At 54.3% G+C, this 16,104-nt stretch carries 14 protein-coding genes and 2 pseudogenes; 13 read left to right on the plus strand and 3 right to left on the minus strand.

What is annotated here, in order from left to right:
* Positions 1-36 precede the first annotated feature (36 nt).
* The 11 genes and pseudogenes from WJ542_RS07255 (at position 37) to WJ542_RS07305 (ending at position 9,377) form a co-directional block, all read left to right on the plus strand.
* Positions 37-930, plus strand: coding sequence for an integrase arm-type DNA-binding domain-containing protein (locus tag WJ542_RS07255; protein ID WP_411188620.1), 894 nt, complete (start codon positions 37-39; stop codon positions 928-930).
* Positions 854-1,849: pseudogene (locus tag WJ542_RS07260) on the plus strand (ShlB/FhaC/HecB family hemolysin secretion/activation protein); the annotation flags it as partial. The gene WJ542_RS07255 and the pseudogene WJ542_RS07260, both read left to right, overlap by 77 nt.
* A gap of 220 nt (positions 1,850-2,069) precedes the next feature.
* On the plus strand, positions 2,070-3,701 hold the full coding sequence (locus tag WJ542_RS07265) for a tetratricopeptide repeat protein (protein ID WP_411188621.1): 1,632 nt from the start codon (positions 2,070-2,072) through the stop codon (positions 3,699-3,701).
* Between the two features lie 12 nt (positions 3,702-3,713).
* Positions 3,714-4,268 carry a hypothetical protein gene (locus tag WJ542_RS07270; RefSeq protein ID WP_411188622.1) on the plus strand — a complete coding sequence of 185 codons (555 nt, stop codon included), beginning with the start codon at positions 3,714-3,716 and terminating at the stop codon, positions 4,266-4,268.
* A 590-nt stretch (positions 4,269-4,858) separates the two neighbouring features.
* Positions 4,859-5,806, plus strand: coding sequence for a hypothetical protein (locus tag WJ542_RS07275; protein WP_411188623.1), 948 nt, complete (start codon positions 4,859-4,861; stop codon positions 5,804-5,806).
* 32 nt (positions 5,807-5,838) lie between these two features.
* Entirely contained in the window at positions 5,839-6,102 is a 264-nt protein-coding gene (locus tag WJ542_RS07280) for a hypothetical protein (RefSeq protein ID WP_411188624.1), read from the plus strand.
* Positions 6,103-6,162: 60 nt separating this feature from the next.
* Positions 6,163-6,615, plus strand: a complete 453-nt coding sequence (locus WJ542_RS07285; RefSeq protein ID WP_411188625.1) for a hypothetical protein — start codon at positions 6,163-6,165, stop codon at positions 6,613-6,615.
* A 76-nt stretch (positions 6,616-6,691) separates the two neighbouring features.
* Positions 6,692-6,892: a hypothetical protein gene (locus WJ542_RS07290; RefSeq protein WP_411188626.1), complete on the plus strand. Its 201-nt coding sequence runs from the start codon at positions 6,692-6,694 to the stop codon at positions 6,890-6,892.
* A gap of 80 nt (positions 6,893-6,972) precedes the next feature.
* Positions 6,973-7,512, plus strand: coding sequence for a hypothetical protein (locus tag WJ542_RS07295; protein WP_411188627.1), 540 nt, complete (start codon positions 6,973-6,975; stop codon positions 7,510-7,512).
* A 277-nt stretch (positions 7,513-7,789) separates the two neighbouring features.
* Positions 7,790-8,071 (plus strand): hypothetical protein, encoded by a 282-nt coding sequence (locus tag WJ542_RS07300; protein ID WP_411188628.1) that lies wholly within the window; start codon positions 7,790-7,792, stop codon positions 8,069-8,071.
* Between the two features lie 88 nt (positions 8,072-8,159).
* Positions 8,160-9,377, plus strand: a complete 1,218-nt coding sequence (locus tag WJ542_RS07305) for a hypothetical protein (protein ID WP_411188629.1) — start codon at positions 8,160-8,162, stop codon at positions 9,375-9,377.
* A gap of 279 nt (positions 9,378-9,656) precedes the next feature.
* Here the strand turns inward: WJ542_RS07305 and WJ542_RS07310 are convergent, their stop codons facing one another.
* Complete coding sequence (locus WJ542_RS07310) at positions 9,657-10,736, minus strand: DUF4062 domain-containing protein (RefSeq protein ID WP_411188630.1); 1,080 nt, start codon at positions 10,734-10,736, stop codon at positions 9,657-9,659.
* 217 nt (positions 10,737-10,953) lie between these two features.
* Between WJ542_RS07310 and WJ542_RS07315 the strand changes: the two are divergent.
* Together WJ542_RS07315 and WJ542_RS07320 are read left to right on the plus strand one after the other, a co-directional pair.
* Positions 10,954-12,024 (plus strand): annotated as a pseudogene (locus WJ542_RS07315) (IS1182 family transposase); the annotation flags it as partial.
* 98 nt (positions 12,025-12,122) lie between these two features.
* A complete protein-coding gene (locus WJ542_RS07320; RefSeq protein WP_411188631.1) occupies positions 12,123-14,012 on the plus strand; it encodes a hypothetical protein in 1,890 nt (629 codons plus the stop codon).
* A 652-nt stretch (positions 14,013-14,664) separates the two neighbouring features.
* On the opposite strand, the gene WJ542_RS07325 is transcribed toward WJ542_RS07320, so the two are convergent.
* On the minus strand, positions 14,665-15,732 hold the full coding sequence (locus tag WJ542_RS07325) for a tyrosine-type recombinase/integrase (protein ID WP_411188632.1): 1,068 nt from the start codon (positions 15,730-15,732) through the stop codon (positions 14,665-14,667).
* A complete protein-coding gene (locus WJ542_RS07330; RefSeq protein ID WP_411188633.1) occupies positions 15,695-16,024 on the minus strand; it encodes a DUF4224 domain-containing protein in 330 nt (109 codons plus the stop codon). Before WJ542_RS07330 ends, WJ542_RS07325 begins: the two co-directional genes overlap by 38 nt.
* Positions 16,025-16,104 lie beyond the last annotated feature (80 nt).

The following is a 16,104-nucleotide window of genomic DNA, read 5'->3' on the forward strand; positions in this document are numbered from 1 at the left end:
ATTAACTCGATCTGCTTACGCAGGTGTTACACACCCATGGCCCGAGTCAACTTTACTGCCGCGCGAGTGCGCGACTTTTGCTGCCCACCTGGTGCCAGACAGGTATTCCTCTGGGACTCCGGTGCACCCGGTCTTGCGTTGCGGGCGACGCCCGGCAGCGTTTCCTACATCTTCCAGGGGCGCATTGCGGGCCGCACGATCCGCACGACGATCGGCGATACGCGCGTATGGGATATCGACCGCGCCCGGCACAAGGCGCGTGAATTGCAACAGCTCATCGACGATGGGCGGGACCCCCGGGTGGAGAAGGCCGCGGCCGTGGTGCGCGTCGAATCGCAACGCGTCGAGCTGGCGCGCCGTGAGAGAACGCTTGACGAAGCGTGGAGCGTTTACGTCGAGGCACACCGGACGCGTTGGAGCGAGCGTCACACCAGGGATCACGAGAAGGTCGTGCATCGCGGTGGCGAGGAGCGCAAGCGCAGTGACAGGAAGACGGTGCCTGGCGTACTCGCATCGCTGCTCGACACACCTCTGGCGGAGCTGGACTCCAATGTGATCGCCGGCTGGCTTGCGCGCGAAAGCCCGGTGCGCGCGACGCAGGCGGCCCTTGCTTTCCGGCTGCTACGGGCATGCCTTAACTGGTGTGCGGAACAGCCGGATTTCACAGGACTGGCCCCTGAACAGGCGTGTGGTGCGCGCGCGGTGCGCCGCAGTGTTCCGAAGAAGCGGGCGAGGACCGACTGTCTGCAGCGGGAACAGCTCAAACCCTGGTTCGGGGCGGCATGCAAGCTTGATAACCCCGTCATCGCCGCGTATCTGCAGGCGTTGCTTCTGACGGGGGCGCGGCGGGAGGAACTCGGGCACGCGCGCCACGGGCAAACTGCAGGGCAACCTGAGCTTTGGTCTCAACAATCCGCTCGGTCTCAATGACATTCTCACGCTCGGCGCGAACCAGGACCTGGAGCTGGGCGACAAGGACCTCGGCTCGCACGGTTTCAATGGTTCGTACTCGGTGCCGTGGGGTTACTGGACGGCCACGCTGTTCGGCAATACGAACACGTATTACCAGCAGATTGCCGGTGTGAACCAGACGTTCGTGTCGAGTGGTAACCAGCAAATAGTCGGCCTGAAGCTGCAGCGCGTGTTGCGCCGCAGCCAGGACGATATTTTCGGGATGGAATTCCAGCTGTCCAAGCGTTGGGGCGCGAGCTTCATTGACGACACGACCATTCCCACGCAGGGCTATAACAACACTTTCGTCGAGGGCGGTATCACGGATCGCCATTATTTCGGCGCCGCACAGTTCGACGGTACGCTGGCCTACCGTCAGGGCATCGGTGGCCTCGGGGCAACGCCCGACCCGTATCCCACCGGCCCGACCTACCGATTCCATATGGGCGTGCTCGACGCCAACCTGTCCGTTCCCTTCACAATCGGCACGCAGCCGCTGCAGTATGTGACGACGCTGCACGGACAGGTCACGGGCGACACGCTGTTCTATGTCGACGATCTCGCCATTGGCGGCCGTTATACGGTGCGCGGGTTCGACGGCGAAAAGATGCTTGCCGCCGAACGTGGCTTCTACTGGCGCAACGAACTGCAGGTGCCACTTGGGCACACGGGGCAGACGCTCTACGCGGGACTCGACTACGGCCACGTGTTTGGTCCGAACACAGCGGCCCTGGCAGGTACGCAGCTCGCCGGGACGGTGGTCGGTATCCGTGGTGGTATCCCGGTGCACATTGCCGGGCTGTCGTATGACCTGTTTGCGGGTACGCCGATTTACAAGCCCGCCGGATTCGATACGGCACGCGTCACGCTTGGCTTCCAGGTGATGGCGCAATTCTGAAGAACCCGTTGTGGCCAATCATCCTTATGACCGCTGCGGTCGCCAGAAGAGCTAGAGGCAGTGCCACTCCACGTACGACGAGCACTGCCCGTGCACGAAGGCTTCGAGGCGTTTGAGCATCAGGGGACGCCCGCATCGATCTCGAGAGTGGCCAGGAGCGTGCCGCCGAGGTGCGGCACGTCATTATTGTGCCGCACCTCGGCGCAGGCGATGCTGGCCCGTGCTGGAGCTGCCCTGCGGCAGCAAAGAAGGGGGCCGGCGCAAGACTTCATTTGATCGGAGAAGCCGTCGATTTCTCCTACCATCAACCCCTGACATGCCTGTGAATATGCGTATCAAGGAATCCTTTCTGTGTTTGCTGGTCGCCGCCGGATGTACTGGCGTTGCCGACGCGGCGCTTGTTCCCGATGTCGGCGCAATCGACGCTGCGGAACCGACAATCCACTTTCCGTGGGCAACGGCATCGACGCTACCGGGGAACGCCATCACCCGTCTTCAGCCCGGTTACCAGGCGGTATTGGCAAAGCGATACACCGAGGCGCTTGGCTATCTCGACCGTGCAATAAAAGCGGATCCGACGCCTCGCGCCCTTCTGCAGAGAGGAGGGGTGTACATATTGCTCGGTCAGTACCGGAATGCCGTCGGCGATTTCACACTGGCACTCGCGAAAAGTCCCCGTCTCGCCGAGGCGGCCTTTGGGCGCGCAGAGGCATATTACAAACTGAACGATTTTCCGGCTGCCTTGACCGACTTCAATGCAGCGCTTGCGCTCAACCCGGATATGAGCGTTGCACACCTGGGCCGCGGCGTACTCTTCTGGCAGATGAAAGAATATGGAAAAGCTGCGGATGATTTTGCGTGGGTCGCAAGACGAGACGCTACCACCGACAAGGTCAATGCCGTGAACCGGTACAAGATCGCGTCGCAACTGTACGATCTGGGGCACCGTGAAGAGGACGCTATTGCCTGCATTGACGCTGCGATCACCCTCGCACCCGAAATCGCCAGCCTGTATGCAAGTCGCGGGGATCTCGAGGAGGATGAGTATGGCAAGTCACTCATGGATTACGAAACGGCCATACGGCTGGACCCCGGCGACGTCGATGCGCGATACTCCCTGGCGGTACTGCTGCACGAGATGGGTCAAACTCAGGCGTCCCTGAACGAATTCAACGAACTCCTCCGGACCCCGCAGAGTGATCCGTATTTTTACGTCGGCCGGGGAAACACGCTGATGGACATGGATCGCGATGAAGATGCGCTCCTCGACAACGAGCGTGCTGCAAAGCTCGATCCCACATCCTACTGGGTGGTGAGCCAGCGAATGCAGCTCCGGTTTTATCAGGGCGACTACGCCGGTGCGGCTCGCGATGCCGACACGTGGCTGTCGGTCCATGAGAAAGCTGACGAACATGACGCGGAATACGCGCTCATGTGGCGTCATATTTCCACGCAGCATATGGGTGCCGACGACCGACCCTATATGGCCAACGCCATGACTCACCTTAACGATCATTCTGCGTGGCCGTATCCCCTGATTGAATATGCAGCGGGCAAGCTCGATGAACGTGAACTGAGGGCCGCAAGCGCGCATGGCGACCCGGAGGAAATGCAGCAGAGGCGGTGTGAAACCGCGGCCTATATCGCGGAGAAATATCTCACCCACAATCAGCGTAGTGTTGCAGAGGAAGAGTTTCGGCGAGCGTTTGCAATCTGCCCCTTCGATTTCGCCGAGCGAACGCTTGCGGCGCGCGCGCTGAAGTCGTTCCCACCGGCTACAGTTCGCGCGCAGCCATTAGCGGTCGTTCGACTCCAGGGTCGAAATCATCGACAATCCGGCAATGGCCAATAAGGCGGGGGATATATGATGATCGGATTCGGGGATATTTTCGGCAGCAAACGGCGGAAAGCGGCGATCGACGAAAAGCGCTTGGCCTTCTACATGGGGTATGCGTTCAGCCACGCGATTCATGTTCAGCATCTTCTAGCGCCCGGCGAATTGACTGTCCCGTACGTCGTCTACTGGGATAACGAAACCCCCACACCGGTTCCGTATCCCGCAGTAACGCAACACGAAGCAGTCGCAACCGCGCAATCAGCCCGAGAACGGGCGACCGCTGGCTCGGGATGGTCCTCTGGACGGGAGGGAGTCATCACTCAGAGTGATGGCGCAAAGGCGGATGTTCTCGTGATCGAGAGATGGGTGCCAGGACTTGACGTACCGCTCGAAGTGATCGTGTACTACAGAACAGAGCCGTTTAAGCTGATTCAAGGATTCTTGTGGAAAGCCCATGCGCAGGCGCGCAAAGATGGCCCATCCTTCATGGTGAAATTCAAGCGTGGAATTCTCGCCCAACCGTTCGGCCCGCAATGCATGGAATGCATCGACAACGCGGAGCGCGTCCAGTTCGTGAGCTAATAGTCGAACATGCCGATGTATGACGCATAGAACCCGGACGGGGCATGAGCGCAGTCGGTTGCGCATTCAACCGTTCGACGCGCACGGGCAGATCGTCGACTATCGGCATAGACGATTGCGCTGTCGCCGCAACGAGAGCAACCATAGTCGAGTAAGATCGCTGCCTAAAAGCTGCAACGCGTAGCCAATGCAACATCGCATCTGGCAAGATGCCATTATCAAATATTGACCAGGAAGGATCTAGATAGTCGTGATAAAAGAGCCATTCCTCCTCGCAATAATTGCTATGCTTCTGAGCGGCCCTTGCCGGGCAGTTGAGCCTGCTACGGCGTTACCACAGCAGGGTGCTTCGCGTCCTTCTCAGACAGCTATCTCGGATACGCGCGTGCGATTCAAAAGCGGATACGCGCCAGGCACGACGCAGCACATGACCAGGATGCAAAGCTTGGGCCGATCTACTATCTTGAGTTCGGCAAGATTCTCGCGGGTACCGGCCGCCATCAGGATGCGATCGAAGCATTTTCCCATGCTCTCCGGATAGCGCCTGCACTCGCGGCCGCCTATTGGGGCCGCGGTGTGGAGTGCGTGAGATGTCGGGCGATTTAATCGGAGCTCGCGCGGATTACATTCGATTTGCACGATGGATGCCGGAAAACAGTATCAACGCGGCGTACCAGATTAAGTTGTCCATCCTCGGAATCGACGCGGCAGCCAAACGCCAGCACCCGTTTGGCAATGCAAACCCAATGCGCGATGCCGCAGAGCGGGAGTTAGCCACAGCACAGGCGTCGCTCCAGGCAGCAGCGACGCCGTCTGAACAAGCTCACGCACACGGTGAAATATCGGCTTATTTGGACGGTACGGCGCAGCATGCACCGGCGTTGTTGGCCATCGACAAGGCCATTGCGCTTGCCCCGGACGACATTTCATTGAAACAGTCGAGGGTCACGACACTCGTTTCGCTGGACCGGGAGGATGACGCACTCGCGGCGGCCGCGCCGCTCCTTGACCAGATGCATCACGAACTGGCGAGCGCCGCTGAACCTGCTGCTGTCTACCAGCGGTATATCGAAGTAACCAGCTCATCGGCTTGGACGCGAATGCTCAAAGGAGACTGGAGTGGTACGGTCGACATGCTTGACCGTTGTGCGCGGGGCTCCGACGCCATCAGCCAGGATTATCTGGCCGCACTCTACGTCATTGTTCGGGCGCGCAGTAACGGCGAGGTTCCTGCCGACCCGTACTTCGAAGAGTACATACTTCACCGCAGCTCCGTGCCGACAACACAGTATCATCAGATGCTGTTGCAGTATGTGCGTGGTCGTGTCCCATTGGCTTCCGTCTATGAGATGGTCGCGATGATTTCCGACCCTGCCGCGCTTCAGAATGCACTGTCCGAAACATGGATGATCGCCGCCGCCTACGAACGGTTTGTGAAGCACGATGACGCAATTGCACAGACATATCGGGAACGAATCAAGGATCTTGAACCCTATGGCGCCACCGAATGGATGATGGTCAAGTATGGCGGGGTGTAATTAATTGAAGCCAGACGTATATCGGGGGTGATATGGCTCTTGAAGGGTTTTCCAGAGAACAATTTCTTTCATTACTTGAAAAAGCGACGAAGCCGCAGTTTTTCTTGTTGTCCGCAAGTTTTTTACTTTTTGCTGATGCTGCCTTATCTTATTTTTCCGGATTTGGTGTAAGAGATGCCATTGGTGGATCGGATGTCTTTGGCGCTGCTCTAGCATTGAAAATTTTGCTGATATTCATTGCATTTTCAGGAGTGGCAAATCTTGTCATCCCAACTGCTATGGCAGTATTTATATAATTTTATCTCCAATTGAAGTATTGGGCGTGGTTGGCTTTTTACCAAATCAAAAGAAAGTGGTTGGAAATCGAGGATCGGCCATTCTATCCAAAAGGCAGGGAAGACAAGTATGTGCGGCCAAGTGAACTGCTAGATGCCGCTCATGAGGAAGAAAGTGAGTTCCTCATGGATCGATATAAGGAGTATCAAAAAGAGGAGGATCGAGGGAGCGCTCACAGGGCAGAAATTCAGACTTATGCTTTTTATGTATTGTTTTACTTGATTTTCAATTTCTGGCTGCCGGGGAACAACTCTAATCATACGATCACTCATTGGATCGAGGACTACTCGGGTACCAGTCAACTCATCTGGATCGCTCTTTTGGGACTTGCTTGGCTCGTTCTTTTTCTTGTGCCTCAGTATGAATCCGGAAGGAGGGTTTATTGCCCACCTCTGCATCGTAAACTGGAAGCAGAAGAGAAAAAGCGCCGAGAAGAGCAACAGGAAAGGGAGTGGCGGAACAGATTTGATTGACCACGATAGAAAGCGACCTCTCAGAATCGTCTCTGTCAGGCTCGTGGACATAGGGTAATGCATTGGCATATCCGCCGTGTCAGGCTTTGGCTCACTTACCCTGGCCGAATACGGAGGCAAGGCGCTGGTGCTGATGGACCCACCCATGAGCCACCAGGTTTTGTTTGTGGGCGCGCTGGTGCTGGCCTATGGCCTGCAAAGGCTGGTCTTGAAAGGCATTGCCATTTATACCTGGAACATCTTCGTTAAGCGCGCCTTAAGTGGGGAAAGACGCTAGACTGAGGCAATATGGGGCGGTGCATCGAGGTCCTGGCCAAGAGCACTGGCTCATCCAACTGATGGGAAAGCGAGGGTGTCGTGGCAAATCTGCCTACGATTGAAGAGACGCAAAATGTATTCGCTCAGATTGGACCTGCTTTGCGGAGGGAGGAATCGTTCACTTATCCATTGATGTGCGAGGAGATTGGTAAAGGAAGGCTCAAGCTATTTGCAAGTTGTTTTTTTATCAATCTCGATGGAAGTGAATATTTGGTGTCTGCTGCGCATGCATTACGGAAATTCGATCACAAGAAAAATTTATTGCTGACTCGGAATTCGGCTTTGATGATCGAAATTCCTGTCTTGGTTTTTAATGCGGCATTAGATGCTAACGGGAAAGATCATCTGGACATGGTCGTCATTAAGCTTGAAGACGGATTTTTCCGAAAGTATGCAATAAATGTTATCGACGCCTCGATGTTTTTAGATCTAAGGCTGAACATGCAATCTTGGGGAAGAGCAATTTTCGGTTATCCGGAGAGCCGAAACAAGAGCATTCTGAGTCGTAGAAATAGATTGCATCTGCATGTGCAGAGCTTCTCTGATGAAGCTGTTGATGATGATGAATCGGTTCCCTAGGTGGAATTCAAGAAGAACAGGATCGATCACGCAATCATCCAACTTCATGACGGTGTGGATGTTCGTGGCATATTTCAGAATGTTCCTGTTAAGCCAATAGGGATGAGTGGTAGTCCAATGTGGAGAATTTCAATGGAGCCGAACTCCAGTGAGGTTGTCTTGGAAGGGGTTTTCATTGAGATGCACAATCGAAAGAATCGATATTTCGGCTTTGCCACTCGGCTGCATCACATCATTGGATTCATTCGGCAAGAGAAGCGGAAAATAGGTGAGAGCAATGTCTGATTTCCCGAAAGTGATCCCGGTGGCAGAGTTGCAGGAGGCATTCGGCCTCGATGCCGATGAGGTCGAGCAGTTGGAGCCCTACATTGCCGGTGTGCAGCAGCTAGCCAAAGAAGTGGAAGAAGCGACGAATGGCAAGGTCCAGATCTGGTCGGACTACCAGTTTCACCAGAGCTTCCCGATGGACGTGCCTACGCTTGATCTGAGCGTTTTGGGAGACGTGCGTGCGCACCAACTTCCCACCTCGCTCCCGACACTCGCAATGTTAGGATGGTGACGCGGTTAAAAACCGACAAATACGTCTCGACCTCTTGGCGTCAAGCAAGCATCAGCAGCCCTGATGTCTCACTGCCCGTATAGAAAAAATGGAACCTAACGAGAAATCTCCCCCCGAGGTACCGAAAAGCTTTTTTATAGGTCAAGACTTGGATTGGATGGCACCTTGGGTTGACGTCTCCTTGCGTGTCGAACTTCCATACTGGCTAATGGTCAACACCGCACAGACTTCCGTGGTCGTTGACGGCCACAGTTTCGCCGTAGGGATAGAAAACGAGACATTCGAACTGCATCTGGGTTGTGTTAGCGATGAGAAAAAATACGTGGCCTATCAAGGTCCACTTAGGCAAGTAGAGCAGCTGCCTGATACGATTCAAGATATCCTTCGACAAAGACCCGAACTTGGGTACCTCTGGCGGAAATGTAAAACCGTCGTGAAAATTGCCAGTAGATGCAACGAAGACGTTTGGAGGAAGGTGGAGCAAGACGTGGCTGCCCATGGCCCATCGGTGCACCTCTATTTGCAAGAACTTTGTCGTGCCCACATATCGATCGTAAACAAGCTTGTCCGGGGATATCGCTTGTCGACATACGATCACTTCGTATTCGAAGTTGCGCCATGGGATGTACCAATATGGCACATACAACGGGAGGGCACGATGGCTTCCAGTCTGCTGGTCCCGTACAAAGGTTGGGACGATCGGATAATGTTTGGGGGACCTTCTGAGATTCCCGGCGAGATCCAATTTATCGATGCCCCGCAACTACAACATGCTGTTGGATATTTGCCAAGTAAGGGTGAGCTTGAACTGCTCGATGCCATTAATTTTATGGAGCGTGGTAACTATTCAGATGCAGTCCGCCGTATTACGACCGCGATTGAGGTTATTGTCGAGGCAGAGGTGTACCGTTTAATCAAGGAATCCAATAGCAAAAAGGCTGCGGAGACTTTTATCAAAAGTACAAGAGCCGATTTTTCTCGACGTGTGAAAAAATATGAGCAACTCACTAGGCGCACGCTGCCGGTCGGACACGCTAATGAACTACGTGCGACACGAAAGCTCCGACATCGAATTGTCCATGGAGGCCATCGTGTGGACCCTGGTGAGCGAGGCACGGCCCAGCGCGCTGTCGACACAGGCCGGTGGATTTTTAATTGGTTCGAGAATGACGAATCACGCAAGCAAGTTCGAGAGAAAAAGCTTGCACTTAGATCACTTGGTCGAGAAATGAGCATTGGCCTGTTTCGCTCCGAAATTTCGGCTGACGGAGTACGCGTATTTCCCGAGCCGTTGGGGGCTCAGTAGCTTCTATATCGCGTAATTTTTCCGCGCTCGCGCGGCTTGCTCCCGATTCGGCATATGGGTTACCCGCGACCACGCTGGCAAAGATATAACGATCAATACGTAACCCACATCGATGACAGGGTTGACACGCGGATGACCGTTTCGTAGGAAAGTGACTGTCCCTTGTGGGTCGGGCAGCGCCCCCCGCGGCGCAGGGCATCGATACTGCATCGCCGGCCGGGGTGCGGCCAATTTGAGGCATTCGACGCAGCTACTGAACCGGTTGCTCCATTGCGATGTTCATGTCGCCGATTGCTGGCTACCGACGGTTTGCTCACCTTCCGGCTTGGCTGGTTCGGCACGTATGACTCGAGTTTCGAACAGCATTTGCTCGCCTTTCTCAGTTATTCGCCAGAACAACGCCCGACCACCGGCGGTAGTTTGCAAATTTTCGATCTTCACAAGCCCGTAGGCAGTAAGCTGAACCCCTATCGTCTTGAACTGCTGCTCGTCAAGCGAAGCCGATGTCCCGGAAAGGTTCCTTTGCGTCATCAAGGTCTTCGTCAACTTCGTTTCGACGGTGCTTTCGCTGGGATCTTCCAAAAGATACGGCGCGATGAGCGCGAAGATCGCACGCCAACTTAGAGAAACCTGAAACCCTCTTTTCGCTCTGTCATAGAAATATCTGACCTGAAGAGAAAACTCAGTGTCGATATCCGCGATGTCCTCGATTTCTCGGTTTGTTACGACCTTTGATCGTAGCTCTGTAACGAGCTTCAGAAGTTGTTCTTTTTCCTTGCGTAGATTGTTAAGTTCAATCAAGCTGTCTTGGCTGGAAATTTGATTCGCGCGAACCCAACCTATTGCCGGATACGTTTTTATTGTCTTGGTGAGGCTTAGCGAGACAAGACCGGGCAGTTCATCCGCCTTTTCCCAAAACTTGACAAGTCGACCCGTCTTGACCTTTTCGCGAAACGCTACTAGCTTTGCGCGCAATACGGGGTCTGCTTCAGATTTTCCGGCAGGAATGTCATCTGGTTTTCCATGGATAAGCGCGACGACGCGTAGTCCCTTTGCGACGGCGTAATCGAATTCCTTTTCGGTATAGCTGATTCCTTCGCTCGATAGTGACCCATAGCGCCCCCCGATAATCAAGAGGTAGTAATCGCAGTCATCAATGATTCGTTCGATAAACTGCCACTGCTCTTCGTCGGCTGCGGGGAAAAGCTCCATACCCGCTGGGATGCAGTCCATCTCCATCAATGTCCGGAACACATGGTCGCGTTCAGCCGCGAGGTCCGAGAAGGTCGAGCTAATAAAGACTTGGTATCGTTTTTCCATTGTGCCAAGTGAAAACTCGGGAAGCGAGAGCTGCATCATAGCGCACCATACGAATGAAAAATCTACTAAGGGGCGCGTTGTGAGCACGGCTCCAGCGCTGGCAGTACGTGATCAGAGGCGACATCTACTGCAGCTGCTCAACCAATTCGTCAAATGGCCGTTGCTGGGAACGTCGACGGTCACCTTGTGGGTCGAGGGTGTGTGAAAACGCGTTGATCGCCTACACTGGATTAACTCGTCCAGCATGGGTGACCGGATGAAGCGATTCATAGAAGGTGAAGATCGCAAGCAGGTGACGCTGCTTCCAGAATGCCTCGATGACTTCGTCGCTGATGACAATCCGGTGAGGATCATCGAGGCGTTCGTTGAAGAGCTTGACCTTGAATCACTGGGTTTCGCCGGCGCGATGCCATCGACTACAGGGCGCCCGTCCTATCACCCAGCCGTGCTGTTGAAGATCTATATCTACGGCTACCTGAACCAGGTTCAATCGAGCCGGCGCCTAGAACGTGAATGCCAGCGTAATGTTGAATTGATGTGGCTCACCGGCCGCCTGGCGCCGGACTTCAAGACCATAGCTGATTTCCGTCGTGATAACGGCACCGGCATTCGTAACGTCTGTCGCCGCTTCGTCGTTCTGTGCCGTGAGCTGAAACTGTTCTCGCAAGCGCTGGTTGCCATCGACGGCAGCAAGTTCAAGGCGGTCAACACTCGCGATCGCAACTTCACCGAGGGTAAGGTCGACAAGCGGCAAAAGCAGATTGAGGAGAGCATCCAGCGGTATCTGAACGCTCTGGAGACGGCCGATCGTACGCAACCCGCTGAACTGGAAGCAAAGACGGCCCGTTTGCAGGACAAGATCGCGCGCTTGCGCGAGCAGATGCACAAGCTCGACCAGATCAAGGAGCAGCTCAAGACAGAGCCTGACGGCCAACTCTCGATGACCGATCCCGACGCGCGTTCCATGGCGACGAGCGGCAAAGGCTCGGGAATAGTGGGCTACAACGTACAGGTGGCAGTTGACGCCAAACACCACCTCATCGTTGCTCACGAGGTCACAAACTCTGGTAGTGACCGGGCTCAGCTCAGCCCTATTGCGAAAGCTGCGCGCGATGCGATGGGCAGAACCAGACTGCGGGCGCTCGCCGATCGTGGCTACTACAGTGGGCCTCAGATCAAGGAGTGTGCGGATGCAGGGATTGCGGTCATGTTGCCGAAGCCCACGACATCAAGCGCAAAATGCCATGGCCGATTCGATCGGGCGGACTTCATCTACATTGCGCGGGATGACGAATACCAATGTCCTGCTGGCAAACGTGCGATTTACCATTGACCTCGGAGAGCTTTTCTTGACGCCACAACCACTCCGATGGATGCAGTGTAAAATCGAGATACATCAAACAACCTACTGTTATTAAATGATCTATGGAATACCGAGAATCAGGGCTGCCGAATAATGATGCGCTTGCGGTAAATATCGAATTTCAAAGGCGACTTTCAATATGGTCGTTCTTCCAATTTCAATTCCTCCACCCCGAGTGCGAGTCCTCCCTGTACGGGATCAATATAAATTTCTTCATTTTGGTAAATTGCTCGCGAGATCAGTTTGAAGATTTTCTCGGTGAATTCAATAATCACATCCGCCCGATAAATTGCAATATCGAAATCGTCCTGATCCTTCCGACAGGGGCGAAACCGATTGATGTTCCATCAAATATAAAGGCAGATTTATGGTTATCAAATTCTCCTCTTAATCTCGTCGAGGCGAATCGATTGCTGTGCCTGGCTACGCCAAATATGCCCGTCGGCAGCCTTACGTACGATCCGCGTACTGCACTTTGGACATTCTCGACACCGGGGACGCTACCAGAAGAAGAAAAAAATCGAGTCAAACTTGGTTTTCTTTCCATTGATCAACCAAGTAAGCAGCTATTATTCGCGACCTCCTTAGAAAACGCGCTACCTGCTAAAGTTTTGCCAGTTACAGAACAACTGACTCTTTCGCTTTCGAATGAGCTCTCAAATCGCCCCAATTTCATGGGTCAACTCGCTCAAAGAGACGAAGACCGGTGGCGGGAATTTGTTAGGCGACGGGAAATTTGCAAGCTGGACGAAAGGGTGATTCATGAACCGTCTCAGCTTTCATGTCTTATCGATGCGGCCGATTGCAGTGAGGTTCAATTATCTGAATTATTGACAATTTACGATTGCATTAATATTATCCCTCAGCGCATCGAAATCGGTGGTGGCACACTTAAAAGATTTGGAATATCGGAAGCTGACCTAGGTGAGTTGGCCTCGATGAATCGAATTCGCTTAGTTCTGCCTTATTCTGTTTCGCACTATGAATCCAGGTTGATTCAATCTGCATTCGAAGCAAATTCTTCCAGTATTATTCTTTCAAGAGAGTTGGCCAGTCGAGTGTTTGAAGTTGGTCAAAAGAAAGATCCTTTGCTTTATGGCCCATTTTCGGCGTTCGAGCGAATCAGTCTAATCAAGGCGATTATTAAGAATGTGGGCGATCATCCTCTGTCTAACATTCTTAGGAGTTATGCAAAGATTTTGGGGAGGCAATACGACTTCTTTACTGAGCGCGGAGCAATTGCATGCTTAGGCGTCGGTATCGGCCCACACGTTGCAAATATTGTGCAAGCCATTCATGGACAAGACACGCACCTTGAAATGATGCTGGCAGGTGCGCACGTGGAGTGGAGTTTGGCGCTGAGCGCAACGTACATTCCCTCAGCAATCACCGAAGAATTTTCACTTGATGCGCACGCTGCGATTATTGCAAGTTATTTTGGTCGAGTATCACAAGTGCCCTCGTCGCCAGCATCGAATCGAATGCACAAGATTGTCAGTGAATTGCTTGCTCCCGTAGAGATACCGGCGTTAGAGGTGGCAAAGAACTTTTCGCCGCACTCTGTAGCGCAATTCCGTACGCTCGCTAGACGCCTGATGAGTGATGGTTCCTCCCCTGAGAAATTGCAAGAGGCTATAGAGCAACTTAATGCGGACGTCCGTTTATATGAAAAACGGGTTCAGTGCCTTAAATCCTGGGGTATAAGCGCTTTGCTCATGGGGACACTTAGAGATGCCGCTTCGGCACAATTGCATGAGGCAGCCGGCTTTGGTGGTTCGGTTTTTGCACTTTGGTTCGTAGAGCGGCTGATGGAAGCTATTCCGCACTCATTGAAATCAGAGTTGAGTAATATCGCAGCTATATTCACTGGATTGGCATTTGCTCCATCGCTGGACGCGGTCATTGTCAGTCGCTCTAGGAAAATGCTACAAAATCAGGAACAGAACGAATAGAAATTCGACGCCGGTTGGCAGTCGTTGCCCACAGCAATTTTCAATAATTGCTTTAATTGCGTGGGAACTGATGCCGGTCGACTGTGGATGTCTGCTTCAGGGTTGATTGCGGTCATGGGACAGTAAAGCTCGACCGGCCGCAACGGGTCGACGATTTATGCCTTTTGAATGACGCGCGCGCGCGAGACAATTGCCCCTCTCGCTCGTAGGACGTAGTGCGGCCAAAAGCGCGCGTTGGCACACACAGTCGTTGTGAAAATTGTGCTTTTAGTGCCACGCTTCGAACAGCCAACTTTGGCGACACCACAACCCGATACACTTACGGGAGCAGTGAGGTACTCCCGTCGCGGGCATATTCCTGACTTCCGCAGGGTGGGCACTTATCGCGCCGACCGGTCGCGTAGGGCATTCACGTTCATCTGGTTACATGACGGTTACACAGTACCGCAAAAGCAAAAAGCCCATCCGGTTAGGGATGGGCTAAGTGCTTGAAACTAATGGTAGGCCGTACGGGATTCGAACCTGTGACCAACGGATTAAAAGTCCCGCACTCCAGCTCCTCGCAAAGCCTTTACCAGTAAGCCTTTCACTATCGCATCTGTCTAATATTTTTCCCTGTTTTCGCCAAGTTTCATCCCTTTCCCGGCTGGATTCAGCTAGTTTTATTAGACACCAGCGGGAGCGAATTTGGCTGCACCGTACCTCGCCAGCGGCACTTCACGTAGATCTCGGTGGTTGTCACCGACTCATGCCCGCACAGCACCTGTATCTGTTCAAGCGGCACGCCAGCGAGCCACATGTCGGTGGCACCCTTGGCCTTGAGATCGTAAATGCCAAACGGCGTGAGCCTCGCCTTCGTCGTGTATCGCTGCAACATAGAAGTCAGGCCGCTGTACACATACGGTTCGCCTTTGCGGGTGTGCACGAGGGTCTTGCTGATACTCGGCACTGAATCGTTTAGCGCCGACTGCAACACGGCATCGAGCGTCGGAGTGATCTCAATGTCGACGATTGCGCCGGTCTTGCCCTGCCTGTTGCGCAGGACGCGCCGCGTGCTGTCACCTTCGCGCTTGGTCACGATGTTGGCCCGCGTCCAGAGAATGATGTCCTCCGGACGCTGCAATGTCCGGTAGATCAGTTCCATGAGGATCTGCACAGGCTTGGCCGCCATCCGGTGGACCGTGCCGTATTCGTCGTGCTCGACATAGCGCTCGCGCTTCTTTTCCTTGTTGCGTCGCACGCCGCTGCACGGGTTCGTCTTGACGCCGGCGTCGCCGCCGCGCACGAGCCACGTAAAGCATACGGAAAGACACGCCTTTTCACGATTGGCCCGCACGGGGCGGCCCAGTTCCGCGCCGGCATCGAGATACCGTGCGACATGTTTCGGCTCGACGCTGGCCGGCGTCATGCGGCCGAAGAAGTCCTTCAGCGGCTCCACATCCCGCTTGTAATCCACGTAGGTACGCGGGGCCAATTCGCCTCGCGTGACTCGCTGCTCGCAGTGCACGACGAACAAGTCAAGATAGTGCTTCATCGAGCCGTAGGACGATTCAGGATCGTTGTACAGCGCCGCCTTGCGCTTCGCTTCGGCCAGATCGGTGCCGAGCCGCTCCCAGCGGCCGCCGCGATGGAAATAGTAGAACGCGCCGTGTTTGGCATACAGGCGCGCGTGCTTCTTCGGGTCAAGTCCGAGTGGATTGTGTGTTCTTGTTCGGCCCATTGTCGGATTTGCTGGTTCGTTTGTATTTATTGAGGAAGGCGGCCACATCTGGCTCGCAGGATCGACGACGCGTCGCATGCACCGTATCACCGCCTCGCCCGGCCATCACATCATCAAAGTGAGTGCGTGACAAGAGCGGCATTCCATTGGGCTTGATCCGCACATCGAAGCCTTGCCGCCGAAACCAGCGGATGATGGCCGCAGGCTGGCGAAGAGGGGCCGCGATGATTCGAAGCTCGGCGTCGGTGAGAAACGGCAGTGTGTATTCATCTGGTATCTTTTTCTGGTGCATGAACAGGGCGTGGCGCGAACTTCGTGGCGATATCTGTTGCTGGGCAGTGCAGCGATTTCATTCTGGTCGGACGTCCAAAG

Origin of the sequence: Paraburkholderia yinzeri (genome assembly GCF_046581065.1) — a bacterium.
Taxonomy (GTDB): domain Bacteria; phylum Pseudomonadota; class Gammaproteobacteria; order Burkholderiales; family Burkholderiaceae; genus Paraburkholderia.

Excerpts from the sequence above, each read along its gene's own strand:
- WJ542_RS07280 (WP_411188624.1), top strand. The coding sequence starts at position 5,839 with ATGGCTCTTGAAGGGTTTTCCAGAGAACAATTTCTTTCATTACTTGAA.
- WJ542_RS07270 (WP_411188622.1), top strand. The coding sequence starts at position 3,714 with ATGATGATCGGATTCGGGGATATTTTCGGCAGCAAACGGCGGAAAGCG.
- WJ542_RS07320 (WP_411188631.1), top strand. The coding sequence starts at position 12,123 with ATGGAATACCGAGAATCAGGGCTGCCGAATAATGATGCGCTTGCGGTA.
- WJ542_RS07300 (WP_411188628.1), top strand. The coding sequence starts at position 7,790 with ATGTCTGATTTCCCGAAAGTGATCCCGGTGGCAGAGTTGCAGGAGGCA.
- WJ542_RS07255 (WP_411188620.1), top strand. The coding sequence starts at position 37 with ATGGCCCGAGTCAACTTTACTGCCGCGCGAGTGCGCGACTTTTGCTGC.
- WJ542_RS07305 (WP_411188629.1), top strand. The coding sequence starts at position 8,160 with ATGGAACCTAACGAGAAATCTCCCCCCGAGGTACCGAAAAGCTTTTTT.
- WJ542_RS07325 (WP_411188632.1), bottom strand. The coding sequence starts at position 15,732 with ATGGGCCGAACAAGAACACACAATCCACTCGGACTTGACCCGAAGAAG.
- WJ542_RS07275 (WP_411188623.1), top strand. The coding sequence starts at position 4,859 with ATGTCGGGCGATTTAATCGGAGCTCGCGCGGATTACATTCGATTTGCA.
- WJ542_RS07310 (WP_411188630.1), bottom strand. The coding sequence starts at position 10,736 with ATGATGCAGCTCTCGCTTCCCGAGTTTTCACTTGGCACAATGGAAAAA.
- WJ542_RS07330 (WP_411188633.1), bottom strand. The coding sequence starts at position 16,024 with ATGCACCAGAAAAAGATACCAGATGAATACACACTGCCGTTTCTCACC.